The organism is Flavobacterium maritimum (assembly GCF_040049085.1).
GTDB classification, from domain to species: domain Bacteria; phylum Bacteroidota; class Bacteroidia; order Flavobacteriales; family Flavobacteriaceae; genus Flavobacterium; species Flavobacterium maritimum.
Map to the genome: position 1 here is coordinate 252,021 of NZ_JBDLZY010000007.1, position 21,443 is coordinate 273,463.

19 protein-coding genes and 1 pseudogene are annotated in these 21,443 nt (G+C 35.8%); 10 read left to right on the forward strand and 10 right to left on the reverse strand.

From position 1 onward, the window contains the following. Positions 1–173 precede the first annotated feature (173 nt). The 5 genes from udk (at position 174) to ABEB23_RS16240 (ending at position 5,933) form a co-directional block, all read left to right on the forward strand. Positions 174–782 carry a uridine kinase gene (gene udk / locus ABEB23_RS16220; protein ID WP_348813708.1) on the forward strand — a complete coding sequence of 203 codons (609 nt, stop codon included), beginning with the start codon at positions 174–176 and terminating at the stop codon, positions 780–782. Positions 783–1,006: 224 nt separating this feature from the next. Then, the gene (locus ABEB23_RS16225) at positions 1,007–1,333 is read left to right on the forward strand and encodes an FtsB family cell division protein (RefSeq protein ID WP_348813709.1); all 327 of its coding nucleotides are present in this window, start codon (positions 1,007–1,009) and stop codon (positions 1,331–1,333) included. 103 nt (positions 1,334–1,436) lie between these two features. Next, entirely contained in the window at positions 1,437–2,798 is a 1,362-nt protein-coding gene (locus tag ABEB23_RS16230; RefSeq protein ID WP_348813710.1) for a methylmalonyl-CoA mutase subunit beta, read from the forward strand. A gap of 48 nt (positions 2,799–2,846) precedes the next feature. After that, positions 2,847–4,973 (forward strand): methylmalonyl-CoA mutase, encoded by a 2,127-nt coding sequence (gene scpA, locus ABEB23_RS16235; RefSeq protein WP_348813711.1) that lies wholly within the window; start codon positions 2,847–2,849, stop codon positions 4,971–4,973. Positions 4,974–5,408: 435 nt separating this feature from the next. Further along, the gene (locus ABEB23_RS16240; protein ID WP_348813712.1) at positions 5,409–5,933 is read left to right on the forward strand and encodes a hypothetical protein; all 525 of its coding nucleotides are present in this window, start codon (positions 5,409–5,411) and stop codon (positions 5,931–5,933) included. A 72-nt stretch (positions 5,934–6,005) separates the two neighbouring features. Here ABEB23_RS16240 and ABEB23_RS16245 read toward each other — a convergent pair whose 3' ends face one another. The 5 genes from ABEB23_RS16245 to dapF form a co-directional block, all read right to left on the reverse strand. After that, positions 6,006–6,647 (reverse strand): peptidoglycan-binding protein LysM, encoded by a 642-nt coding sequence (locus ABEB23_RS16245; RefSeq protein ID WP_348813713.1) that lies wholly within the window; start codon positions 6,645–6,647, stop codon positions 6,006–6,008. Positions 6,648–6,745: 98 nt separating this feature from the next. Further along, complete coding sequence (locus tag ABEB23_RS16250; RefSeq protein ID WP_438861680.1) at positions 6,746–7,666, reverse strand: DUF2279 domain-containing protein; 921 nt, start codon at positions 7,664–7,666, stop codon at positions 6,746–6,748. Between the two features lie 2 nt (positions 7,667–7,668). Continuing rightward, entirely contained in the window at positions 7,669–8,709 is a 1,041-nt protein-coding gene (gene mltG, locus ABEB23_RS16255) for an endolytic transglycosylase MltG (protein WP_348813714.1), read from the reverse strand. 11 nt (positions 8,710–8,720) lie between these two features. Beyond that, entirely contained in the window at positions 8,721–9,254 is a 534-nt protein-coding gene (locus tag ABEB23_RS16260; protein WP_348813715.1) for a GNAT family N-acetyltransferase, read from the reverse strand. Between the two features lie 72 nt (positions 9,255–9,326). Continuing rightward, on the reverse strand, positions 9,327–10,109 hold the full coding sequence (dapF, locus tag ABEB23_RS16265) for a diaminopimelate epimerase (protein ID WP_348813716.1): 783 nt from the start codon (positions 10,107–10,109) through the stop codon (positions 9,327–9,329). A gap of 136 nt (positions 10,110–10,245) precedes the next feature. Here dapF and ABEB23_RS16270 point away from each other — a divergent pair, with 136 nt between their 5' ends. Both ABEB23_RS16270 and ABEB23_RS16275 read left to right on the forward strand, forming a co-directional pair. Next, entirely contained in the window at positions 10,246–11,646 is a 1,401-nt protein-coding gene (locus ABEB23_RS16270; protein ID WP_348813717.1) for a S1C family serine protease, read from the forward strand. 144 nt (positions 11,647–11,790) lie between these two features. Further along, a complete protein-coding gene (locus ABEB23_RS16275; RefSeq protein WP_348813718.1) occupies positions 11,791–13,239 on the forward strand; it encodes a glyceraldehyde-3-phosphate dehydrogenase in 1,449 nt (482 codons plus the stop codon). 155 nt (positions 13,240–13,394) lie between these two features. On the opposite strand, the gene ABEB23_RS16280 is transcribed toward ABEB23_RS16275, so the two are convergent. Further along, complete coding sequence (locus ABEB23_RS16280) at positions 13,395–13,853, reverse strand: Lrp/AsnC family transcriptional regulator (RefSeq protein WP_348813719.1); 459 nt, start codon at positions 13,851–13,853, stop codon at positions 13,395–13,397. A 213-nt stretch (positions 13,854–14,066) separates the two neighbouring features. Here ABEB23_RS16280 and ald point away from each other — a divergent pair, with 213 nt between their 5' ends. Beyond that, positions 14,067–15,200, forward strand: a complete 1,134-nt coding sequence (ald, locus tag ABEB23_RS16285; RefSeq protein WP_348813721.1) for an alanine dehydrogenase — start codon at positions 14,067–14,069, stop codon at positions 15,198–15,200. 223 nt (positions 15,201–15,423) lie between these two features. Here the strand turns inward: ald and ABEB23_RS16290 are convergent, their stop codons facing one another. The 3 genes from ABEB23_RS16290 to ABEB23_RS16300 all read right to left on the reverse strand — a co-directional run bounded on the left by ABEB23_RS16290 (position 15,424) and on the right by ABEB23_RS16300 (position 18,407). After that, positions 15,424–16,833: an APC family permease gene (locus ABEB23_RS16290; RefSeq protein ID WP_348813722.1), complete on the reverse strand. Its 1,410-nt coding sequence runs from the start codon at positions 16,831–16,833 to the stop codon at positions 15,424–15,426. Between the two features lie 403 nt (positions 16,834–17,236). Further along, a complete protein-coding gene (locus tag ABEB23_RS16295) occupies positions 17,237–18,139 on the reverse strand; it encodes an alpha/beta hydrolase (RefSeq protein WP_348813723.1) in 903 nt (300 codons plus the stop codon). A 40-nt stretch (positions 18,140–18,179) separates the two neighbouring features. After that, positions 18,180–18,407: a CDGSH iron-sulfur domain-containing protein gene (locus ABEB23_RS16300; protein WP_348813724.1), complete on the reverse strand. Its 228-nt coding sequence runs from the start codon at positions 18,405–18,407 to the stop codon at positions 18,180–18,182. Between the two features lie 182 nt (positions 18,408–18,589). On the opposite strand from ABEB23_RS16300, the gene ABEB23_RS16305 reads away from it, so the two are divergent. Then, a complete protein-coding gene (locus tag ABEB23_RS16305) occupies positions 18,590–19,114 on the forward strand; it encodes a MepB family protein (RefSeq protein WP_348813725.1) in 525 nt (174 codons plus the stop codon). Between the two features lie 223 nt (positions 19,115–19,337). After that, on the forward strand, positions 19,338–20,390 hold the full coding sequence (locus ABEB23_RS16310; protein ID WP_348813726.1) for a glycosyltransferase family 9 protein: 1,053 nt from the start codon (positions 19,338–19,340) through the stop codon (positions 20,388–20,390). Between the two features lie 145 nt (positions 20,391–20,535). Here the strand turns inward: ABEB23_RS16310 and ABEB23_RS18345 are convergent. Next, positions 20,536–21,423 (reverse strand): annotated as a pseudogene (locus ABEB23_RS18345) (C40 family peptidase); the annotation flags it as partial. Between the last annotated feature and the right edge of the window lie 20 nt (positions 21,424–21,443).

A 21,443-nucleotide genomic window follows, 5' to 3' on the forward strand; every position in this document is an offset into this window, starting at 1 on the left:
TTTGGTTAATTTATCAACAGAATATTTCCTTTTTTAAGAACTATTCCGATAGAAAAACTAAGATTTACTAATCGCATATAAGTATATTAAATTAGCAAACATTTTCTGGAAAACAAAATCCACTCGCAATTAAATTCCTATTTTTGTTTTGTCAAATACATAACAAAAATTTTATGCTCATTATTGGGATTGCAGGAGGAACGGGAAGCGGAAAAACAACAGTAGTTCATCAGATTATGAATGAATTACCCGAAGCGGAAGTAGGCATCATTTCACAAGATTCTTATTATAAAGAAAACCACGGTCTATCATTTGACGAAAGGGCATTAATCAATTTTGACCATCCTCGTGCTATAGATTTTGAATTATTGGTAGCGCATCTGAAAGAATTAAAAGCAGGTAATAACATTGATCAGCCCGTTTATTCCTTTGTAACGCACAACAGAACCAGTGATACTGTTTTTACACATCCGAGAAAAGTCATGATTGTAGAAGGTATTCTAATTTTGGCCAATCCTGAATTACGTGATCTGTTTGACATTAAAGTATATGTACATGCTGATTCTGACGAACGCCTGATAAGACGTCTCAAAAGAGATATTGCCGAACGAGGACGTGACATGAGTGAAGTTTTAAATCGTTATCAAAATACTTTAAAACCGATGCATGAACAATTCATTGAACCGACTAAAGCATTTGCTGATATCATTATACCAAACGACAAGTACAACACCGTAGCTATTGATGTTGTCAGAGCCGTTATCAATCAAAAAATTCTATAATTAATTGTACTTTTAAAGAAAAGTTTAAAACCATAATTAACAAATATAATTTCAAGCAAATAAAAAACAGAAGAGCCATTTCGCTCTTTCCGTTTTCATTTTTCAATATAGATTCTTGCTGTGTTATCATCAACACCAAAAGGATTTTTAGAGTAAACAGAGTTCTATGGACTCAAATAAAATTAAAAATTAAGTTCCGTAATTAGGCCTAAAAAACAGTACAAATGAAAAATCCATACAAAGACAAGTCTTGGTTTAAATTTTTGAGTAACAAGTATGTTTGGGTATTACTATTTTTTGCGACTTGGATGATTTTTCTCGATAATTATTCCTATTTCGATCATCAATTTCTGGACAAACAAATAGACGAACTTGAAGACAATGCGGCCTATTATAAGGAAGAAATAAGAAAAGATCAAGAACACATTAAACAGCTGAAAAATTCGGAACAAATAGAAAAATATGCCCGCGAAAAGTACTATATGAAAAAAGACAGCGAGGACATTTACATCATCGAATTTGAAGGAGACAGCACAAATTTAGACAAATAGAGTCCAACAAGTAAAGAGAAAATCAGGATAACAATAGTATTGACTGTTCCAAACATTTAATATATTCTGCGACAATAAAACCGTAACCGAAAAAGTAAACCTAATGAAAGACCTTTTCAACGAATTCAATCCTGTTTCTGCCAAACAATGGAAACAAAAAATCCAGTTTGAACTTAAAGGAGCCGATTATAACGAAACCTTAATCTGGAATTCGCCAGAAGATATCAAAGTAAAACCTTTCTATGACGGAGAAGACTTTTCCAAGTCTTTCCCAATCACCACAAAGGCAACAGAATTTAAAATCTGTCAGAACATTTTTGTTTTTGATGTTGAAAAATCAATTGAAAGAGCTTTAGATACCTTAAATCGAGGTGCCGAAAGTATCCGTTTTACAATAGAAAATGAAGCTATAGACGTATTCAAACTATTGGAAAAATTACCTTTAGAAAAAATAACGATTTACTTCCATTTAAGTTTTATTTCAATCGATTTCGTAAAAAAAATTGATACTATTGCGAAGCAAAGAAACGCAATAATATTTTGTAATCTGGACCCTATCGGACAATTAGCCAGAGATGGAAACTGGTTTACAACCGCTGAAAAAAGTAACTTCGAAACATTAAATTTACTTTCAAAAGAGACTTCTTCCATTTCGCTAATCAGTATAGACGGTTCTTTATATCAAAATGCCGGCGCTAACATGGTGCAACAAATCGCCTATTGTCTGGCGCATGCCAATGAATACTTCAATAGATTAGAAACGATTGACCATCCTATCGTTTTCGAAATTTCGGTAGGAACCAATTACTTTTTTGAAATTGCCAAACTTCGTGCTTTACGATTGCTTTTTAACCTTATTGCAAAAGAATACAAACACAAGTTCGATTGCTCGCTCTTGGTTACACCTACAAAAAGAAACAAGACATTATACGATTACAACGTAAATATGCTTCGTACCACAACCGAATGCATGAGCGCTATCCTTGGAGGTGCAAATGCGATTGCCAATTTGCCTTACGACGCTTTGTATCATAAAGACAATGAATTTGGAGACCGAATTGCCAGAAATCAATTATTGATTCTAAAAAAAGAAAGCTATTTTGACAAAGTAAACAATCCGGCCGACGGAAGTTACTACATAGAAAACATCACCAATCAATTGGCGGAAAAGGCATTAGTCTTATTTAAAGATATTGAGTCTAATGGAGGATTCTTGAAACAACTCAATGAAGGAATTATAAAAAGAAAAATACAGGAAAGCGCAGACGCGACACAAGACCTGTTTGATTCCGGAAAAGAAATTCTTCTCGGAACAAACAAATACGCCAACAAGGAAGACCGAATGAAACAAGATTTAGAACTCTTCCCTTTTGTAAAAGTAAAACCACGAAAGACCTTAATTACACCAATCATTGAAAAACGACTGGCAGAAAAACTGGAACAGGAGCGCCTTTCGAAGGAGTAAACACTACTTCAATACTAAAATTGAAAAAATAATTTTTTGACTTTACAAATGAAAAGAAAAGATCTACAACATATACAACTAAGCGGTATCTCCAAGACAGAGAGCCGTGACCATTCAACAGATGATTTTCAGACGGCTGAAGGAATTGCGTTGAAACAAAACTATACCGAAAAAGACATTGAGAATCTTGAACATCTTGGTTTTGGTGCTGGCTTTGCGCCAAATTTACGCGGGCCCTACGCCACCATGTATGTCCGCAGACCTTGGACCGTTCGTCAATATGCCGGTTTTTCAACTGCAGAAGAAAGTAATGCTTTTTACCGAAGGAATTTAGCCGCAGGACAAAAAGGTCTTTCCATAGCCTTTGATTTACCAACACACCGTGGTTACGATTCTGATCATGAACGCGTAGTGGGAGACGTCGGAAAAGCGGGAGTTGCTATTGACTCTGTGGAAGACATGAAAGTATTATTTGACCAAATTCCACTTGACGAAATGTCCGTTTCTATGACCATGAACGGTGCTGTTTTACCTATTATGGCTTTTTACATTGTTGCTGCTGAAGAACAAGGAGTAAAACCAGTACAACTGTCAGGAACAATACAAAATGACATCCTGAAAGAGTTTATGGTCCGCAATACCTATATCTATCCTCCAACTCCGTCGATGAAAATCATTGCTGATATTTTTGAATATACCAGCAAAAATATGCCGAAATTCAACTCCATATCCATTTCGGGTTACCACATGCAGGAAGCGGGAGCTACAGCCGATATTGAATTAGCTTACACGCTCGCGGACGGCTTAGAATACATCAGAACAGGATTAGCAACCGGAATGAAAATCGATGAATTCGCTCCACGTCTTTCCTTTTTCTGGGCCATAGGAATGAACCATTTTATGGAAATAGCAAAAATGCGTGCCGGACGAATGATTTGGGCAAAACTCCTAAAACAATTTAATCCGCAAGATGAAAAATCTTTGGCTTTACGAACGCATTGCCAAACCAGCGGTTGGAGTTTAACTGAACAAGATCCGTTTAACAATGTCGCCAGAACCTGTATTGAAGCAGCGGCAGCAGCATTTGGAGGAACACAATCCTTACATACCAATGCTTTGGATGAAGCCATTGCTTTACCAACCGATTTCTCCGCAAGAATTGCCAGAAATACACAACTTTTTTTACAGGAAGAAACCAAAATTACTAAAACAGTTGATCCTTGGGCAGGCAGTTATTATGTAGAAAGCTTGACCAATGAAATTGCTGAGAATGCTTGGAAACTTATCGAGGAAGTGGAAGCGTTAGGAGGCATGACCAAAGCCATAGAATCCGGAATTCCGAAACTTCGTATTGAGGAAGCCGCGGCCAGAAAACAAGCCCGTATCGATAGCGGCCAGGATGTGATTGTAGGAGTCAACAAATATCGATTGGATAAAGAAGACCCTTTACAAATTCTCGATGTAGATAACCAGATGGTACGTAAGCAACAGCTGGAGCAATTAGACCATATTAAAGCTACTCGAGATTCAGAAAAAGTAAAAAATTCACTTGAAAAATTAATCCATTGTGCTAAAACCGGAGAAGGTAATTTACTTGAATTAGCCGTTGAGGCAGCAAGAAACCGAACAACTCTGGGAGAAATCAGTGACGCTTTAGAAACTGTTTTTGGAAGATACAAAGCACAAATTAAATCTTTTAGCGGTGTGTACAGTAAAGAAATAAAAGACGACAAAAGTTTTGAAAAAGCAAAACAATTAGCCGATATTTTCGCCAAACAAGAAGGCCGTCGACCAAGAATTATGATTGCCAAAATGGGACAAGATGGTCATGATCGTGGGGCCAAAGTGGTAGCCACGGGATATGCCGATGTAGGTTTCGATGTAGATATTGGCCCTCTTTTTCAAACTCCGGCCGAAGCTGCCAAACAAGCCGTAGAAAATGACGTTCATGTGCTTGGCGTTTCTTCACTGGCTGCTGGTCATAAAACACTGGTTCCGCAGGTAATAGAAGAACTCAAAAAATACGGTCGTGAAGATATTATGGTTGTTGTGGGTGGTGTAATTCCTGCCCAAGATTATCAATTTCTATTTGATGCTGGCGCCGTTGCCGTTTTCGGTCCCGGAACAAAAATTAGCGATGCTGCCATAACTATTTTGGAAATCTTGATTGGATAACCATTAATTTGAATTAGAAATCAATTCATTTCTTACCCTTCATTTGGTATAAAAGAAGCAGTAATTCCATACATAAAAGCTTCTGTCTTTTAAAACAAAAAAATCAACATAAACGTTGATTTTTTTTGTTCTAAATCTATTCTCATTTCAAAAATAAAGACTATTATTCCTGTTAAAAACCCAACTCTATAGTAAACATTTATTAACTTAAATTACAGATATGATTAACAAAAGAACCCAATTAAATGAACTAATTTTACATAAAGATATCATTTTTAACATTTTAAAAACTGCCTCAAAGAAATCATAATTTTCAACTTAACAAATTGATGTATAATTGATTAACTCAATAAATAAGGAATCAAACCGCAGACCACGGAATATATTTGTTCATTAAATCTATACTCAATCGTTATTAATTAAAAACTGAATATTATGAAAACATTTGTTATTTTTTTGCTGTTTTTAGGATTAACAACAACCACTTATTCCCAAGTGGAAACAGATAAAGGGAAAATGAAAGTCGAAGAATTACCAGGAGTAGTAATTAAAAGAGTTGGATCCGATTTTTCAATTTACATACCGGATAATAATCCAGATGCCAGAGTTAAAGCTCTTCAGGAAAAATTCGTCGCTTATGACCTCGGTAAAGAATATGAAGAATACGGAGAATATCTTGTGGTGACAAGTTCAGACGTTGGGTCATTAGCAGCCACTTACAATGAAAACGGAAAATTAGTCCGTGTTGTTGAAAATTACAAAAATGTAAAACTCCCTTCTGAAGTAATTTACTCCATTTACAGAACCTATCCCGAATGGACCATTGTAAATGACAAATTCCTCTATACACAAGAAGAAGGAGATATCATTAAAAAACAATACAATATTAAGATTAAAAAAGGAGATGAAACCCGCAAATTGGTGGTTCGTCCTAATGGAGAAATTTTAAAAGACAAATAATCTGTTCAGACCAATAAATAAAAAGGCTGCTAAAATTATTTTAGCAGCCTTTTTTGTTTTTTGCACATATGACTAAATACTATTTACCGTGGCATTACTGTCAGCAACAATAAAAGAAGTATCATACCCTCCAAATGCTTTCATGTAACTTATGATTGAAGTACCATAAGCATCGCGGAAATAGCGCTTCCCTTTATATCTGAAATATTTTTTCACGGAACCAACTCCTCCAAGATGCGCCGCCGCTAAAATCCCGGATTCTGTAATTCGGATACCATTCATTATGGTTCCTTCGTATTTTTCAATCACATATTTTAACTCCCCTTTGTTTTTAGCTAAAAGAGCTAAAAAAGCTTTCTCCTGTAACTCAGGACTATTTAAAAATTCAGCACTGTTGTGAATCCCTATTGTTTTAAGAGTTTCAATTCCAAACTGATATTTCCCTAAATAACCTAGAGAATTAATTTTTCTGTACTTGTTTTGAGATTCTTTGAAGCCGATGGCCTGCTTGAAACCAATAAAGAAATTTCCTGTAAATGGAATATTTAAATTGGTGTAATCGTCTTCTTCTTGAGATGGGAATAAGTAATGCGTTCGATCAGTATCATCAATTAGAAACCAAGGGTTGGTGTCTAAATTAAAGGGTTTAAAACCAGAGCTTAAAAAGGCTATAATAATAGTCAAACCTGCATAAAAATACCATTTCTTTATCATATAATGTTTTTCTTCAAAACGCTGTCCCGTTAAGAAATTTCTACATTGCAAATATACAATAAAAAATACGGTGCTGAAAATCAGCATGTTAAACTTTCTTAAAAATAGATGAAGTGTAATTTAATACCGTCGAACTGCGTTATTTCAATCGTTGGAGCAGGAACTTTTACAGTATTCAAAACAGAAAAAAAAGTTTTCAAAAAATGCGATTTTGTTTGAATTTTAGTCAAATCAACATCCAAACTGACATAAAATTGGCGAGCAATCTCCGTTTTGGGGAGGGGGAATTGGGTATTATTTTCATTATTTCCAGAAATCATTCCATCAACACCATAGCCCAATGCCAAGTTCAACCATTTTGGAATTTTAGATTCTTTGGAAAAGGAATATAAATTAGCAGATAGCCAATAGGTTTGACCATTATAATCTTTTAATATTTGCTCAGACAGTGAACTACCTAAAACATCTGGTCTGTAGCCTGCATATTGTGTAGTGTGAAAAGAAAACTTAGGCATGATGCGTTGTTCTTTCCAAAGAAGCTCCTGGGAAACATATAAGGCCGTACCCGTAGCATTGGCGATTACATCCCCAGATGATGCTCCCCATTCAGAAGAATATCCATCTAAAACCTCAACAGCAGTCAGGAATACAAATCCCAAACCTGCACCATAAATCAATTGATTTTTTTTACTGGCACCACTCCAATGCAATAATTCGGCACCAAATCGACCCAAATGATAAGAAGAGTACATATGTCCCAATTTATCCATTTGAAGCCATTCAGAATTATCATTGATAAAATGAAAATCTGATTTTGGATAATCAGCATACCAGAGTTCGTTTAAACCCACTAAAGCAACAGAAGCCAATACCGCTTCAGAAATGAAAACGGTATTTTGTCTTTTTATGTTTAAGGAATCAGCCGGAGTTAAAAAACTGTCAATTGTATTCTGAGCCGATACGAGTTGGAATCCTGCCAGAAAAATGAATAAAAAACAGCGTTTTTTTTGACCATTCAAAACTATCTTTTTACCCCTTGACTGTTAATCCAGTTGTAATATTTTTTGGCATTTATTTCATGCTCCGCTTGTGTTACGGCAAACTCATGATAACCAAAACGATCCACACTTGCGCAGAAATAGATGTAATTATGATTCTCAGGATTCAATACAGCTTCCAATGCAGTTATATCAGGCATAGCGATCGGTCCCGGAGGAAGTCCTGCTGAATAATAGGTGTTGTATGGAGAGGCAACACTTAAATCCTTATTTAAAACTCTCTTAATAACCTGTTTGAAGTCATTAGATTGTTTTTTTACTGCGAAAATTACTGTCGGGTCTGCTTGTAGAAGCATTCCTTTTTTCAACCGATTCAAATAAACACCAGCAATTCTTGGCCTTTCATCTTTCTTAACCGATTCTTTATGGACAATCGAAGCCAAAATAGTTGCTTCAATAGGAGTTAATCCTTGTTTTTTAGCTTTTTCGATACGCTCTTCATTCCAAAAATTTCGGTATTCCTTAATCATCTTATCACGAAATTTTATTGCAGAAGTATTCCAGTAAATTTCATAGGTATTTGGAATAAACATGGTCAAAACATTTTCTTCGTTAAAACCATTTTCCTTTAAGAAAACAGGATCTTTAAAAGAATTTAACAATGATATACTATCTGCTTCAATCTGGGATCCAATACGTCCGGCAAAATCCTCCAATCTTTCTTGATTATTGAATGCCAAATTCACGGCAAGATTCTGACGCAAAGCGTTAATCAACTCATTGCTGTTCATTCCTTTTTTGAATAAAAACCGACCTGCTTTCACATTTTCAGGATAGCTTTTTTTATTGGCAACCACATCAAAACGATTCATATTCTCAACATAAGGGGCAACTATTTTTTTAACAGCCTCATAATTGGCATCCGTAGGAATATAAACATACACTTCATTTTCTTCGAATTTGGTGTTGTCTGCAAAAATTTGTCGTATTAAAATAAATCCGTAAATCATTAATCCGGATATTAAAACAACAGCTACTATTGTTATGATTTTTTTTAGATTCAAAACTAAAATTTTTAAAATGAATGATTAATTAATTGAAAAAGAGCTTCATCCCTATAACTTCCATTTATGAAAGTCCAGTCTTTCTTCACTCCTATTTTCTGAAATCCAAATTTAGTAAAAAGAGCTATACTAGCGGTGTTTTCTGTAGCAATATTTGCATACAATTGATGCAGGTTGAGATTATAAAAAGCATATTTAATTAACAGGCCCAAGGCTTCTGAACCGATACTCTGGTTTCTGTTTGCTGCAGCCTGAATAACAATACCCACTCCTGCCCTATTATTTTGCGGATCAAAATCAAATAAATCGATTAATCCTAAGGCCGGAAAATCCTGATCCTGACAAATAGCCAACCGCAATTGCTTGGCCTCGTAAATATCCTGATGGGCATTCTCTAAATACTGTTTGATCAAAAATCGACTGTAAGGCGTTTGGGTATTACTCACCTCCCAAATATTTTGGTCGTTCTCCATAACGTAAACGAACTCCAAATCATTGGGTTCTAGAGCCCGAAGGTAAATCGTATCGCCTTTTAATGTTATCATTTTAAATAATTACGAATTTGAAATTACGAATTACGAATTAACTTCTGAATAGGGACAATTATTACTTTGTTCTTATATCTCAATTACTCCTTTAAAAACAAACTCTGCAGGTCCTTTAAGGAAAACATTAATAAACTTCCCGGCCTCTTTATCAAAAGAAACGACCAGCTTTCCGCCTTCCACATTCAAATCTATCGAAGTAGCATCTGTTTCTCCTGTGGCATTCATGGCTATTGCTACAGCAGTTGCGCCGGTACCACAAGCAAGAGTTTCATCTTCCACACCTCTTTCATAAGTACGAAGTGAAAAGGTTTTGTCATCTATTTTTTTTACAAAATTGATATTACTTCCCTGTTTTCCGTATAAGTCACCGTACCGAATTTCGGCACCCTTTTCTTTAACATTATAATGTTCTAAATCATCAACCATTTGCACATGATGTGGAGAACCTGTGTTTAGAAAAACATGATCATTCGATTTATTTATATTGGCAACGTCAATCATCTGTAAAGAAACTAATCCGTTATCAGCAACAGAAGCATGATGCAAACCATCAGTAGCGATAAAAGTAGTATCGTTCCCTATAACATTTAGTTTTTTGGCGAAAGCCACTAAACATCTGCCTCCATTACCACACATCGAACTTTGATTTCCATCAGAATTATAATAAACCATTCTAAAATCAGTCTCGGGATCGTTTTCCAATAAAATAAGTCCATCAGCACCTATTCCAAAACGTCGGTCGCATAAGCGTTCAATCAGTTTGGTATCTTCTTTAGGGAAAGTTTCGGAACGATTATCAATCATTACAAAATCGTTTCCTGTTCCTTGGTATTTATAAAATTCTAATTGCATTTTTATTAAATTGAGTATACAAAAGTACGAACTATTAATGAAATGTTAATCATTGTTAAAGAGCGTTAAACCATTTTATAACAAAAAAATATGGTTTAGTTTTGTAATGAAACAACTAATAAAACTAAATTGTATTATGAAAAAAATTTCATCCTTATTTTTGGTATCTCTATTAAGTGGCGCCACTACATTAGGCGCGTACAAACTATTATTTGACGATAATAGCTATTTTTCTAATAACAAAAACGGTCTTGTTACAGTTGCTCCTGAACACTATGGCCGGAATGTGGGACTGGCTGCAGAAACCGTTGATTTTACTGAAGCCGCAGAAAAAACCATACATACGGTTGTCCATGTAAAAAACGTTTCCCGAAAAACAATCAGCAATCCTATACTGGAATATTTTTATGGCTATGGCGGTCAGCAACAACAAGAACAAGTGGGTACGGGTTCTGGTGTAATCATTTCCGAAGACGGTTATATTGTAACCAATAACCACGTAATAAAAGATGCGTCCGAAATTGAAATTACCCTTAATAATAAAAAATCTTATACTGCAAAACTCATTGGAACCGATTCTAAAATGGATATCGCTTTACTAAAAATTAATGCCGATGAGAAATTACCATACAGCGCTTTTGCTAATTCCGATTCAGTAAAAGTAGGTGAATGGGTTCTGGCGGTAGGAAATCCATATAACTTGACCTCTACGGTTACAGCAGGGATTGTTTCTGCTAAAGCCAGAAATCTGGACACGAGCGGTATTCAATCTTTCATACAGACAGATGCGGCTGTAAATCCGGGTAATAGCGGTGGGGCGTTAGTAAATACCCGTGGGGAATTAATTGGAATTAATACGATGATTTCATCAACAACAGGATCTTATGTCGGTTATTCCTTTGCGGTTCCTTCTAATAATGCCCGAAAAATTATAGAGGATTTAATGGAATTCGGGAATGTACAAAGAGGAATTTTAGGGGTTGAAGGAGGCGAATTAAATGCGCTTGCTTCCAAAGAATTGGGCGTTACCCAAACACAGGGATTTTATATCAATAAAGTCACAAAAAATTCCGGAGCTGAAAAAGCAGGATTACAAAAAGGAGATATTATCATCCAATTGGACGCTCAAAAAGTAGCCACTTTTGCAGACCTTTCCGGTTACATCAACACCAAAAGACCAAACGATAAAGTACAGGTAACTTATATTCGTGATGGTAAAAATATAATAGTGCCCGTTACTTTAAGCAAAAATGAGTTCTTCAGTACCGAATTCAAGGGAATAGAACTGGAAAACATTGATGCCAGTGACAAAAAGAAATTCAAAATTGATTATGGGGTAAAAATTAAATCCATAAACAATGAAAATCTAATGCAATATGCTGAAGAACTCCAAGGCAATATCATTTTAAGTATTGATAATATAAAAGCCACCAATATTGAAACTGTCTCTAAAATTTTCAAAAACAAAGATGACAAACAAAGTATGCGAATTGAAATGATCAATAAAAATGGTGAAATTTTCAGAATAATCATCTAATTGTTTTCTTCACAAATCCAAAAGCCATCTTAATTTTACAAGATGGCTTTTTTATTTAAAAAAAATCCAAAAAATTAGTTACGAAATCGATTGAAATCGATACTTTTGCGCAAAATTTAAAAAAACCTATTAATTTAATTCAATATGACTACCACCCCTTTATACGAAAAGGAAGTTTCATTTCAAGCCGACAGAAGACGTGCAGGAGTAGAATTGATCAGAATCATAAGTGATTTATGGTATGAAAAATCCATAGAAATGGTTTTATTCAGAAATCAACTGCTAGAAAAAAGTGTAAACGAAATTATCAACTTGCATGAATATGCAGGGGAATTTGTAGGGAAGCCAATTTCTATCTTTGATTCGGTTGAAATTGCTAAGGTTATTTTATCATTGGATTTACCGCCTGCCAAATTGGATATTGGAAAACTTACCTACGAATACCGATTGGAAGATGAAAAATATCCTGATGAAAGGTATTTTATATTGGATAAATTAAAAGATGCTAAAGACTCTGAAGAAATACAACCTAAAGACGTTGTGCTTTATGGCTTTGGAAGAATTGGACGTTTATTAGCCAGAGAATTAATGTCTAAAACCGGAAAAGGAAATCAATTGCGATTGAGAGCGATTGTAACTCGCGATAAAAATGATGCCAGTTCACTTGAAAAAAGAGCTTCATTATTGCGTTACGATTCGATCCACGGTGATTTTCAAGGTTCAGTAGTTGCTAATCCAAAAAACAATACTTTGGTGATCAACGGAACAACTGTTCATGTAATTACTGCCACTGATCCAGGAAAAATTGATTATACACGCTACGGAATTGACAATGCCTTAGTAATTGACAATACAGGTGCTTTTACAAATGAAGAAGCATTAAGCAAACATTTGCAGTCAAAAGGAGTTGAAAAAGTATTGTTAACGGCTCCCGGAAAAGGAGTCCCAAATATAGTTCATGGCGTAAACCATAATGATTACTGCCCGGACGAACACAACATTTTTTCGGCTGCTTCCTGTACTACCAATGCAATTACTCCAATTCTGAAAGTTGTTGAAGATACTTTGGGTGTTGTAAAAGGACACTTGGAAACCATTCATGCTTATACTAACGACCAGAATTTGGTTGATAATATGCATAAAAAATACCGTCGCGGAAGAGCTGCTGCATTAAATATGGTGATTACAGAAACTGGAGCTGGGACTGCTGTGGCCAAAGCAATACCTTCATTGGAAGGAAAACTAACTTCAAACGCGATTCGAGTTCCTGTTCCAAACGGATCATTGGTAGTTCTGAATCTTGAAGTTTCTAAACCAACATCAATAGCTGAAATCAATACCATCATGAAAAAATATGCTTTGCAAGGCGAATTGGTAGAGCAAATAAAATATTCATTGAATAACGAGTTAGTTTCCTCTGATATCGTTGGAACTTCGGCACCAGCTATTTACGACAGCAACGCCACTATTGTTTCAAAAGACGGAGAAAATATCGTGTTGTACATTTGGTATGATAACGAATTTGGCTACAGCCATCAGGTGATCCGATTGGCCAAATATATTGCTAAAGTAAGACGTTTCACGTACTACTAGAAAACCGATTACAGGTTGTACGTTGCTAAATTTTAGTTTTTTAGTTTTTTTTTAGTTTTTTAGATAAAAGCAACCCAACCTGAATTCAATAGAAAATCCGCTTCATTCATTTGAAGCGGATTTTTTTATTTTACTAATACAACAATCTATCCTAATTAAATAGGCAAAACGGTCGTGCTCTTCACTTCTGAAATAATAAAAAAACTGTTAATCAAAGAAACTTCCGGTAAAACGGATAATTTCTTTTGGTGAAAATGATGGTAACTTTCCATATCAGGTAAGACAATCTTTAGCATATAGTCAAAACTTCCCGACACAAAATTGCATTCGACCACTTCTGGCAAATTCAAAATAGCCTGATTGAATCCTTCCGAAATATCATAGGTTTGTTTTACAAGCGTCACCTGACAATAGACCGTCAGGTTTTTACCCAATTTCTTTTTATTCAAAATTGAAACATACTTCTCAATGATCCCTTCTTTCTCCAAACGCTTCACCCGATCATGAACGGGAGTGAGCGAAAGATTGATTCTATTCGCAATATCCTTCAGAGTCAAATGCGCATCTTCCTGCAAAAGGCGTAAGATTTTTTTGTCGGTTTCGTCCAGTGTCATAGCTATAAATTAAGGTGTTGATTTTAGTGTTTTTTAAACGGCAGTCTTTTTTTCTCTTTGGAATTATAAAAAAACATCTAAACAGAAATATTTCATGCTAAATTACTAAATAAAATGAATATTTTCTTAATTAACGACCATATAACCATAATATTTTCTTTATGCATAAATTTGTAATGCAATTATAATCAAACAATTAAACACAAATCAAATATGATAATCGGAGTTCCAAAAGAAATCAAAAATAACGAGAACCGCGTAGCGCTTACACCTGCAGGTGTAGCTGAATTCAAAAAACATGGACATATTGTTTATGTACAGGCTAGCGCTGGAGAAAACAGTGGTTTTAGCGATAAAGCGTATGCTGAAGCCGGAGCCGAAATATTGCCAACAATTGAGGACGTTTACAGCATTGCTGAAATGATTATCAAAGTAAAAGAGCCTATCGCTTCTGAATATTCTTTGATCAAAAAAGACCAATTATTATTTACTTATTTCCACTTTGCTTCTTCTGAACCATTAACTCATGCTATGTTAGAGCGCGAAGCAGTATGTTTAGCATATGAAACTGTTGAAAAAACAGACCGTAGTTTACCTTTATTGGTCCCAATGTCTGAAGTAGCTGGTCGTATGTCTATTCAAGAAGGTGCTAAATATTTAGAGAAACCATTAAAAGGAAAAGGAATCCTTTTAGGAGGTGTTCCAGGTGTTTCGCCTGCAAAAGTAGTAGTTTTAGGTGGTGGAATCGTAGGTACACAAGCGGCTAAAATGGCTGCTGGATTTGGTGCTAAAGTAACAATAATGGATGTTAGTTTACCACGTTTACGTTACCTGTCTGATGTGATGCCTGCTAATGTTACAACATTGATGTCAAATCATTATAATGTTCGTGAGGCTATCGCCGAAGCGGATTTGGTTATTGGTGCAGTTTTAATTCCTGGTGCCAAAGCCCCACACTTAATTACTCGTGACATGTTAAAATTAATGAGTCCAGGAACAGTGGTAGTGGATGTAGCTGTTGATCAAGGAGGTTGTATCGAAACCTGTACGCCAACAACTCACGAAGATCCAACTTTTATCATTGATGATATCGTTCATTATTGCGTGGCTAACATGCCTGGCGCTGTTCCTTATACTTCTACTTTGGCTTTGACCAATGCTACTTTACCTTACGCTTTGCAATTAGCAAACAAAGGATGGAAAAAAGCATGTCAAGAAAATGAAGAATTGAAAAAAGGATTGAACGTAGCTAACGGTAAAGTAGTTTACAGAGGAGTTGCTGAAGCTTGGGGATTAGCTTTCAATGAAGTTGATTCTGTATTGAATGAAGAATTGGCTACAGCCTAATCCATTCTTAAAATAAAGGCGCAAGAAAAACACTTGCGACAATCAATAGAAAATCCGTCACGTTAATGTGACGGATTTTTTTTTTAATATAGCTATACTAGAACGCAGATCAATCTGATTTACACGAATTTTAAAATTCCATCTGTGTAACTATTTCTCTATTCCAACCACTGTAAACTGCGACTGAAAACTGGTACTGTTTCCTGCAAACTGAGATCGCTCGCTACTCCTTCGGTTTCGTCAAATAATACACAGGAATACCTGTCAGCATAATCAGTACTCCCCAACCGCAGGTGGAGAATTTTGTAAACAATAAGGAAACACATACCGCCGAAGCGATTATAATATATAAAAACGGCAAGAAAGGATATCCAAACGCTTTGTATGGTCTCTCTGCATCAGGCATTTTCTTGCGAAGAATAAAAATTCCGTAAATGGTCAGAATGTAAAAAATCAAAACTATGATAATTACAAAATCCAATAAGTCACCATATTTTCCTGTCAAACATAAAAACGAAGCCCAAACGCATTGTACCCAAAGTGCCCAAGCCGGTACACTGGCGTCATTCAGACTGGCCGCTTTTTTAAGAAACAAACCATCTTTGGCCATGGTGTAATACACTCTGGCACCCGCCATAATCAATCCGTTATTACAGGCGAAAGTAGAAATCATAATCATCACCGCAATAATAATTGTTCCCATATCGCCAAAAGTATATTGCGATGCCACCACCGCAACTCGGTCAGATTTTGCCGTAGCAATTTCGTCAAAAGGAATCACCGCTAAGTACATCAAATTCGTCAAGACATAAATGATTGTTACGATAAATGTTCCCAAGAACAAACTCAAACCCACATTACGCTTTGGGTTCTTGATTTCACCTGCGATAAAAGTCACACCAACCCAAGCATCACTTGAAAACAAAGACCCCACCATCGCTGCTGAAATTCCCGTAATCAAAGCCGTTCCTCCTATTGGCATCCAGGAACCGTTATCAGAATTAAAAGCTCTTGGACTCCAGGCATCTGTCCAGTTAGCATCCCAAACTTCGGCTTTGGCAGCCAGAACTAAACCAAAGACAATCAAACCAAACAAAGATAAAATCTTAATTATGGTGAGTACTGTCTGCAAAATTTTACTGTTTTTAACTCCACGACTATTGATGTAGGTCAGTAAAACAATCGTAACAATAGAAACTAATTGGGCTGCATTGAGTTTAAAAAAACCCAATTCATATAAAATATTCTCGTCACTTAACGATGGAATCAAATAAGCCGCAAATTTCGAAAACCCAACACCTACTGCGGCAATCGTACCAGTCTGAATCACAGCAAAGAAACTCCAACCATACAAGAAAGCAATGAGTTTATTATACGCTTCTTTAAGATACACGTATTGTCCGCCCGCCTTTGGAAACATGGCACTCAATTCCCCATAACTCACCGCCGCAATCATGGTGATTATTCCTGAAATCAACCAAATCAAAGTCAGCCATCCTGCTGACCCCACTTGTCTGGCAATATCGGCACTTACTATAAATATCCCCGAACCTATCATCGAGCCCACCACAAGCATGGTTCCGTCTAGTAATCCGAGTTCTCTTTTAAAATCTTCTGGTTTGTTGTCTTCCATATAAAGTTAATTTTGGTTTTTTGGTTGGCTAAAGATATACTTTTTTGGGAAATTTCAGAAAAACAGACGGATAGATAATCGAGAATAGATAAGAGACAAATACAAGCTCCTTAATTTGGGCGTGTCCCTCCGTAGAAAACTCCGGGTCGGGCTGTACGCTGTATCTTTTTCGTCTACAAGATCTGTGCTCTCATCTCATTCTGAACTAGACGAAAAAGGATGCCGCTTCCATCACTCACGCGGCCCGCAGCACTAAAGAATCATTATAAAATTCCATTTTAATATATCGTATAGGCAAAACGCGAGCAAGGACAACTCGCCAGTTGTCCCTACTAAATAAATATTGCTTTATCAAGAAGATAATTAATCAGAAAAAATCAGATAATTTAATGCGAACAATCACTTAATCACAAAATCGATAAGCAGCACTTCTGTCTGTTTTCCTAGAAGTTGGGATAATAATATGGTTTCGGAATCCTTTTCCCGCCACAACATCATTCAAAAAATCTAAAGTATAGTGTTGGTCTTTCATAAAAAAAGCATCGTTGTATTCGTGACCGCCTCCACAAAATGTATATAAAAGCGTTTTCCCATCCAGCTCTTTCATATGATTAAAAATGGAATACGAACCGAAAAACATTAGCCAACCCCTGGAATTCGTTTTACAGTAGCGGTGTGCCGCTGTGGCATACGGAACCGTTTCATCGCCATTTCCGTGAAAAAGCATCATCGGAATCAGATTCTTTTTGGTAATTAGGTTTGGATCCATAATTGCTCCTGCTCCCGAAACAAGTCCTGCATATTTAAATCCTTCCGGCAATTTATTGTTATAGATATTCATTGTACTATAATCCCAAAAAGCGGCATGTAAAGCTGTTTCTCCCCCAGCACTTGCACCAGATATAAATATTTTGGAAGCGTCAATATTGTATGTAGCACTGTTGTTTATAAAAAATGAAGTAGCCTGCCATAAATCGTTAACCCCATACTGAATTGCCTTAATTTTTTCAGACACCATCATGTCACAATCAAAATTTTTACCCTTGGCGTATAACGTATAAGTAATCGTCGCTGCAGCATACCCATTTTGGGCAAGGTATCTACACAGCGGATATCCCGCACTTCTATCGCCTCCCGAAAAACCTCCGCCATGCACATAAAGGAGTAATGGCAATTTCGAGGCTGAAGCTTTTTCAGGAAGAAAGAGGTCTAAATCCAGTTTCAATGTATCATTCTGGAAATAAGTAAGGGTCTGCATTTTTTGGGCAGCGGCAAACTGTATGGTAAAGAATGCAAATACGAACAAAAAAATATATTTTTTCATTGCAGACAAAAAACGGTATTCTTTAATTGGTTTTCATTGGTGGCAAGTCAAATGCCTTTGCATCATGCTCAAAATTATTTCGGTGTGAACCATCACAAAAAGGTTTATTGGATGAAAATCCACAACGACACAGTCCCAATGCTGCTCTCCCCTGCAATCCATAAACGGTTCCTTCTTGGTCAACTATTTCGAAATCACCTTCAATTTTTATAGATCCATTACGATTAATTACTAGTTTTGTCTTGCTCATATGATTATTATTTATTTGAGTTCAAAGATTGCAAAATATATCCTGAAAGGGCAGCAACGGCGGCATTTTTATGATTCAACAAAGCTAATTTACATTAATTCTATATTACACAAAACTCAAACTTAAAACTACTGGTAACCTGTTAAAATAAATAGCCGCTAATAACCAAATCATTATTATTCATGACCACAAGCCCGATTGCAAGCATCTTAGCGGAAACTCAAAAACTCATCTTTACACCTTGTGGCTTCGAATTGACAAATCCAATACCCGAAAAAGAAAGTGCGGCTTATACCGCCTATACGTTCAAACTGGATCACTTAAAAATACTTTTTCGTGCAGCCAAAACAACTCCTACGAAGATTGGACAATTTGTAACTTTATGGAAACGAATCGACAAAGGTCCTATTCAACCTTATGATCTTTCAGATGATTTTGATTTTGTGGTAATCAACACTAGGACTGAGAATCAATTTGGACAATTTGTATTTCCAAAATCGGTACTTTCTGAACAAGGAATTCTTACTAATGATGTAAGAGAAGGAAAAAGAGCTATTCGGGTTTATCCTCCTTGGGACAAACCCAACAGTAAACAAGCACTAAAAACCCAAAAATGGCAATCCTATTATTTTCTTGATATTCCATTTGACCAACCGCTGAATCTAAGTCGGGCAAAATTGCTTTATTCTCCAGAGAGCAGGAATTAAAAACAATTCTTATTAAAATTACTATTCCCTTCAACAATAGGAAAACTATGACTATAAATCCGTTATATTCCTGTTATAAACGGACTTATTCGCTACTATATTATTATATTTGCGCAAAATAATGCATTCTGGGTTGTGGATATTTCTGCTTTCTTACGCAAATATCCCGAGCCCATTTTTTTTTATACAAAACCAAATTAAATACCACAACCTATTTTAAAAAATGGCTATCTTAAAAAGAGTAAATAAATACAGGCGAATTGTAACTCACAGTCTAACAAAAAACATTGGCAGTTCACCGTCAGCAATCACTATTCCATTAACTGACAAAACTAAAATTAAAAGAGTTTTGATTTCAAGGCCCAATCAAAGGCTGGGGAATTTATTATTAATCACACCTCTTGTACAGGAAGTTACAGCCACTTTTCCAAATTGCAAGATTGATTTATTTGTAAAAGGAGGTTTGGCTCCGATTGTATTTGACAATTATGAAAATATTTACAGAATCATTAAACTGCCTAAAAGACCGTTCCGAAATTTGATCGAGTATTTTCAGTTCTGGATTAAAATCAAAAAAAAGCCTTATGATTTAGTGATTAATGTAGATAAAAACTCTTCATCCGGAAGATTGTCTGTCCAGTTTTCTAAAGCAAAATATAAGTTCTTTGGTGATGCAGATATGGACAGTGAGATGAATTACGACGATTACGAGCATATTGCAAAATACCCAATCTATAACTTCAGAAGTTATTTAACCAAATTAGGACTCGAAAAAAATGAGAATCCAATTCCATCGCTAGACCTTAAATTACGTCCCGCTGAAATTGCCGAAGGAAAAAAGTTATTAGATGCTATTGCTCCAAAGGAGAAAAAGACGATTTGTATTTTTACTTATGCTACTGGTGACAAATGTTATTCAGAATCTTGGTGGGAAAGTTTTTACGAACGATTAAAAACGGAATACCAAAATTATAATATCATTGAAGTTTTACCTGTTGAAAACATCTCAAGAATCTCATTTAAAGCACCAACATTTTATAGCAAAGACATTCGTGAAATTGGTTCTTTGATTGCAAACACAACGATTTTCATTGGTGCAGATAGTGGAATAATGCATTTAGCCAGTTCGGTACACACCCCTACAATTGGGTTGTTTTCGACAAGTAACCAAAACAAATACAAGCCCTACAATAACAATAGCGTATCTATAAACACCAATACCACTGGTATGGATGAATGGATTAATACAATCAATACTGTTCTTAGTAAAATCTAATTTTTACACACAAGAATCAGTAATCATTAAGAATACTGAAACTATTGTGCCGAACTAGACAAGAATACTACGGTAAAAATTATGTAAAAAGAAGAAGCACCTCAGTTGACTGAGGAGCTTCTTCTTTTCTACGATATATCTACAATTATTGCAGAACTCTATTGATTTGAGTAAAATTTCTCTCGTAGTATTTTTCTTTGGTTGAAGAGATTATTACCCCTCTTTGCACTGAAGAATGTATGAATTTTATCTCTCCTTCATTTACTTCAACTACCATCCCCACATGATTAATTTGACTGCGACCGTTGGTTTTAAAGAAAATTAAATCCCCTTTTTGCGCTTCTTCAGTACTAATCTTGGTGCCATAACTAGCTTGTTCAAAAGATGACCTTGGCAATTTAATATCGAAAGCACCAAAAGTAGTGCACATCAAACCTGAACAATCAAAGCCCGCCTTTGAAGTTCCACCGCTGCGGTATCTGGTTCCAATATTATCTGAGGCCATTTTTATCAATTGATCCACCAATTCTATGTTGCTACTAGGTCTTATAAAACTGCTTTTTTCTCCTTGTTCATCATTTTGAACCACGGCTTTTTCCGCCGTTGCAACATTTTCTGGAATTGCATTTGGATTACGAATACTCAGTTTAAAACCTACTGGCAAGTTTCTTTTGATGGAAGGATTTTGTCTTTCTAATTCTTCAACCGATATTCCGTACTGTTTCGCTATTCCGAATTTAGTTTCTCTAGGTAAAACCTCACGTATAATTTCTTCGCTTAGTTCTTTAACAGGTTCTTTCACTGGAATGGTAGCAACGGTTTCCTGCTTTGGCAGCTCTTTTTCAGCAACTGCACTTTCCTGAACAATTTTCTCAGTTTCTTTTGCTGCTACTGTTTCAGGAACAAAACCCTCTTTTACGGGGATGGTGATTTTCTGACCAATTTTAAGTGATTCGGTTTCGAGTATCGGATTCGCTTTATTTAATTCAGGAACTGAAATGCCATATTTTTTTGCAATGGAATACTTGGTTTCGTTTTGCAAAACTTCGTAAA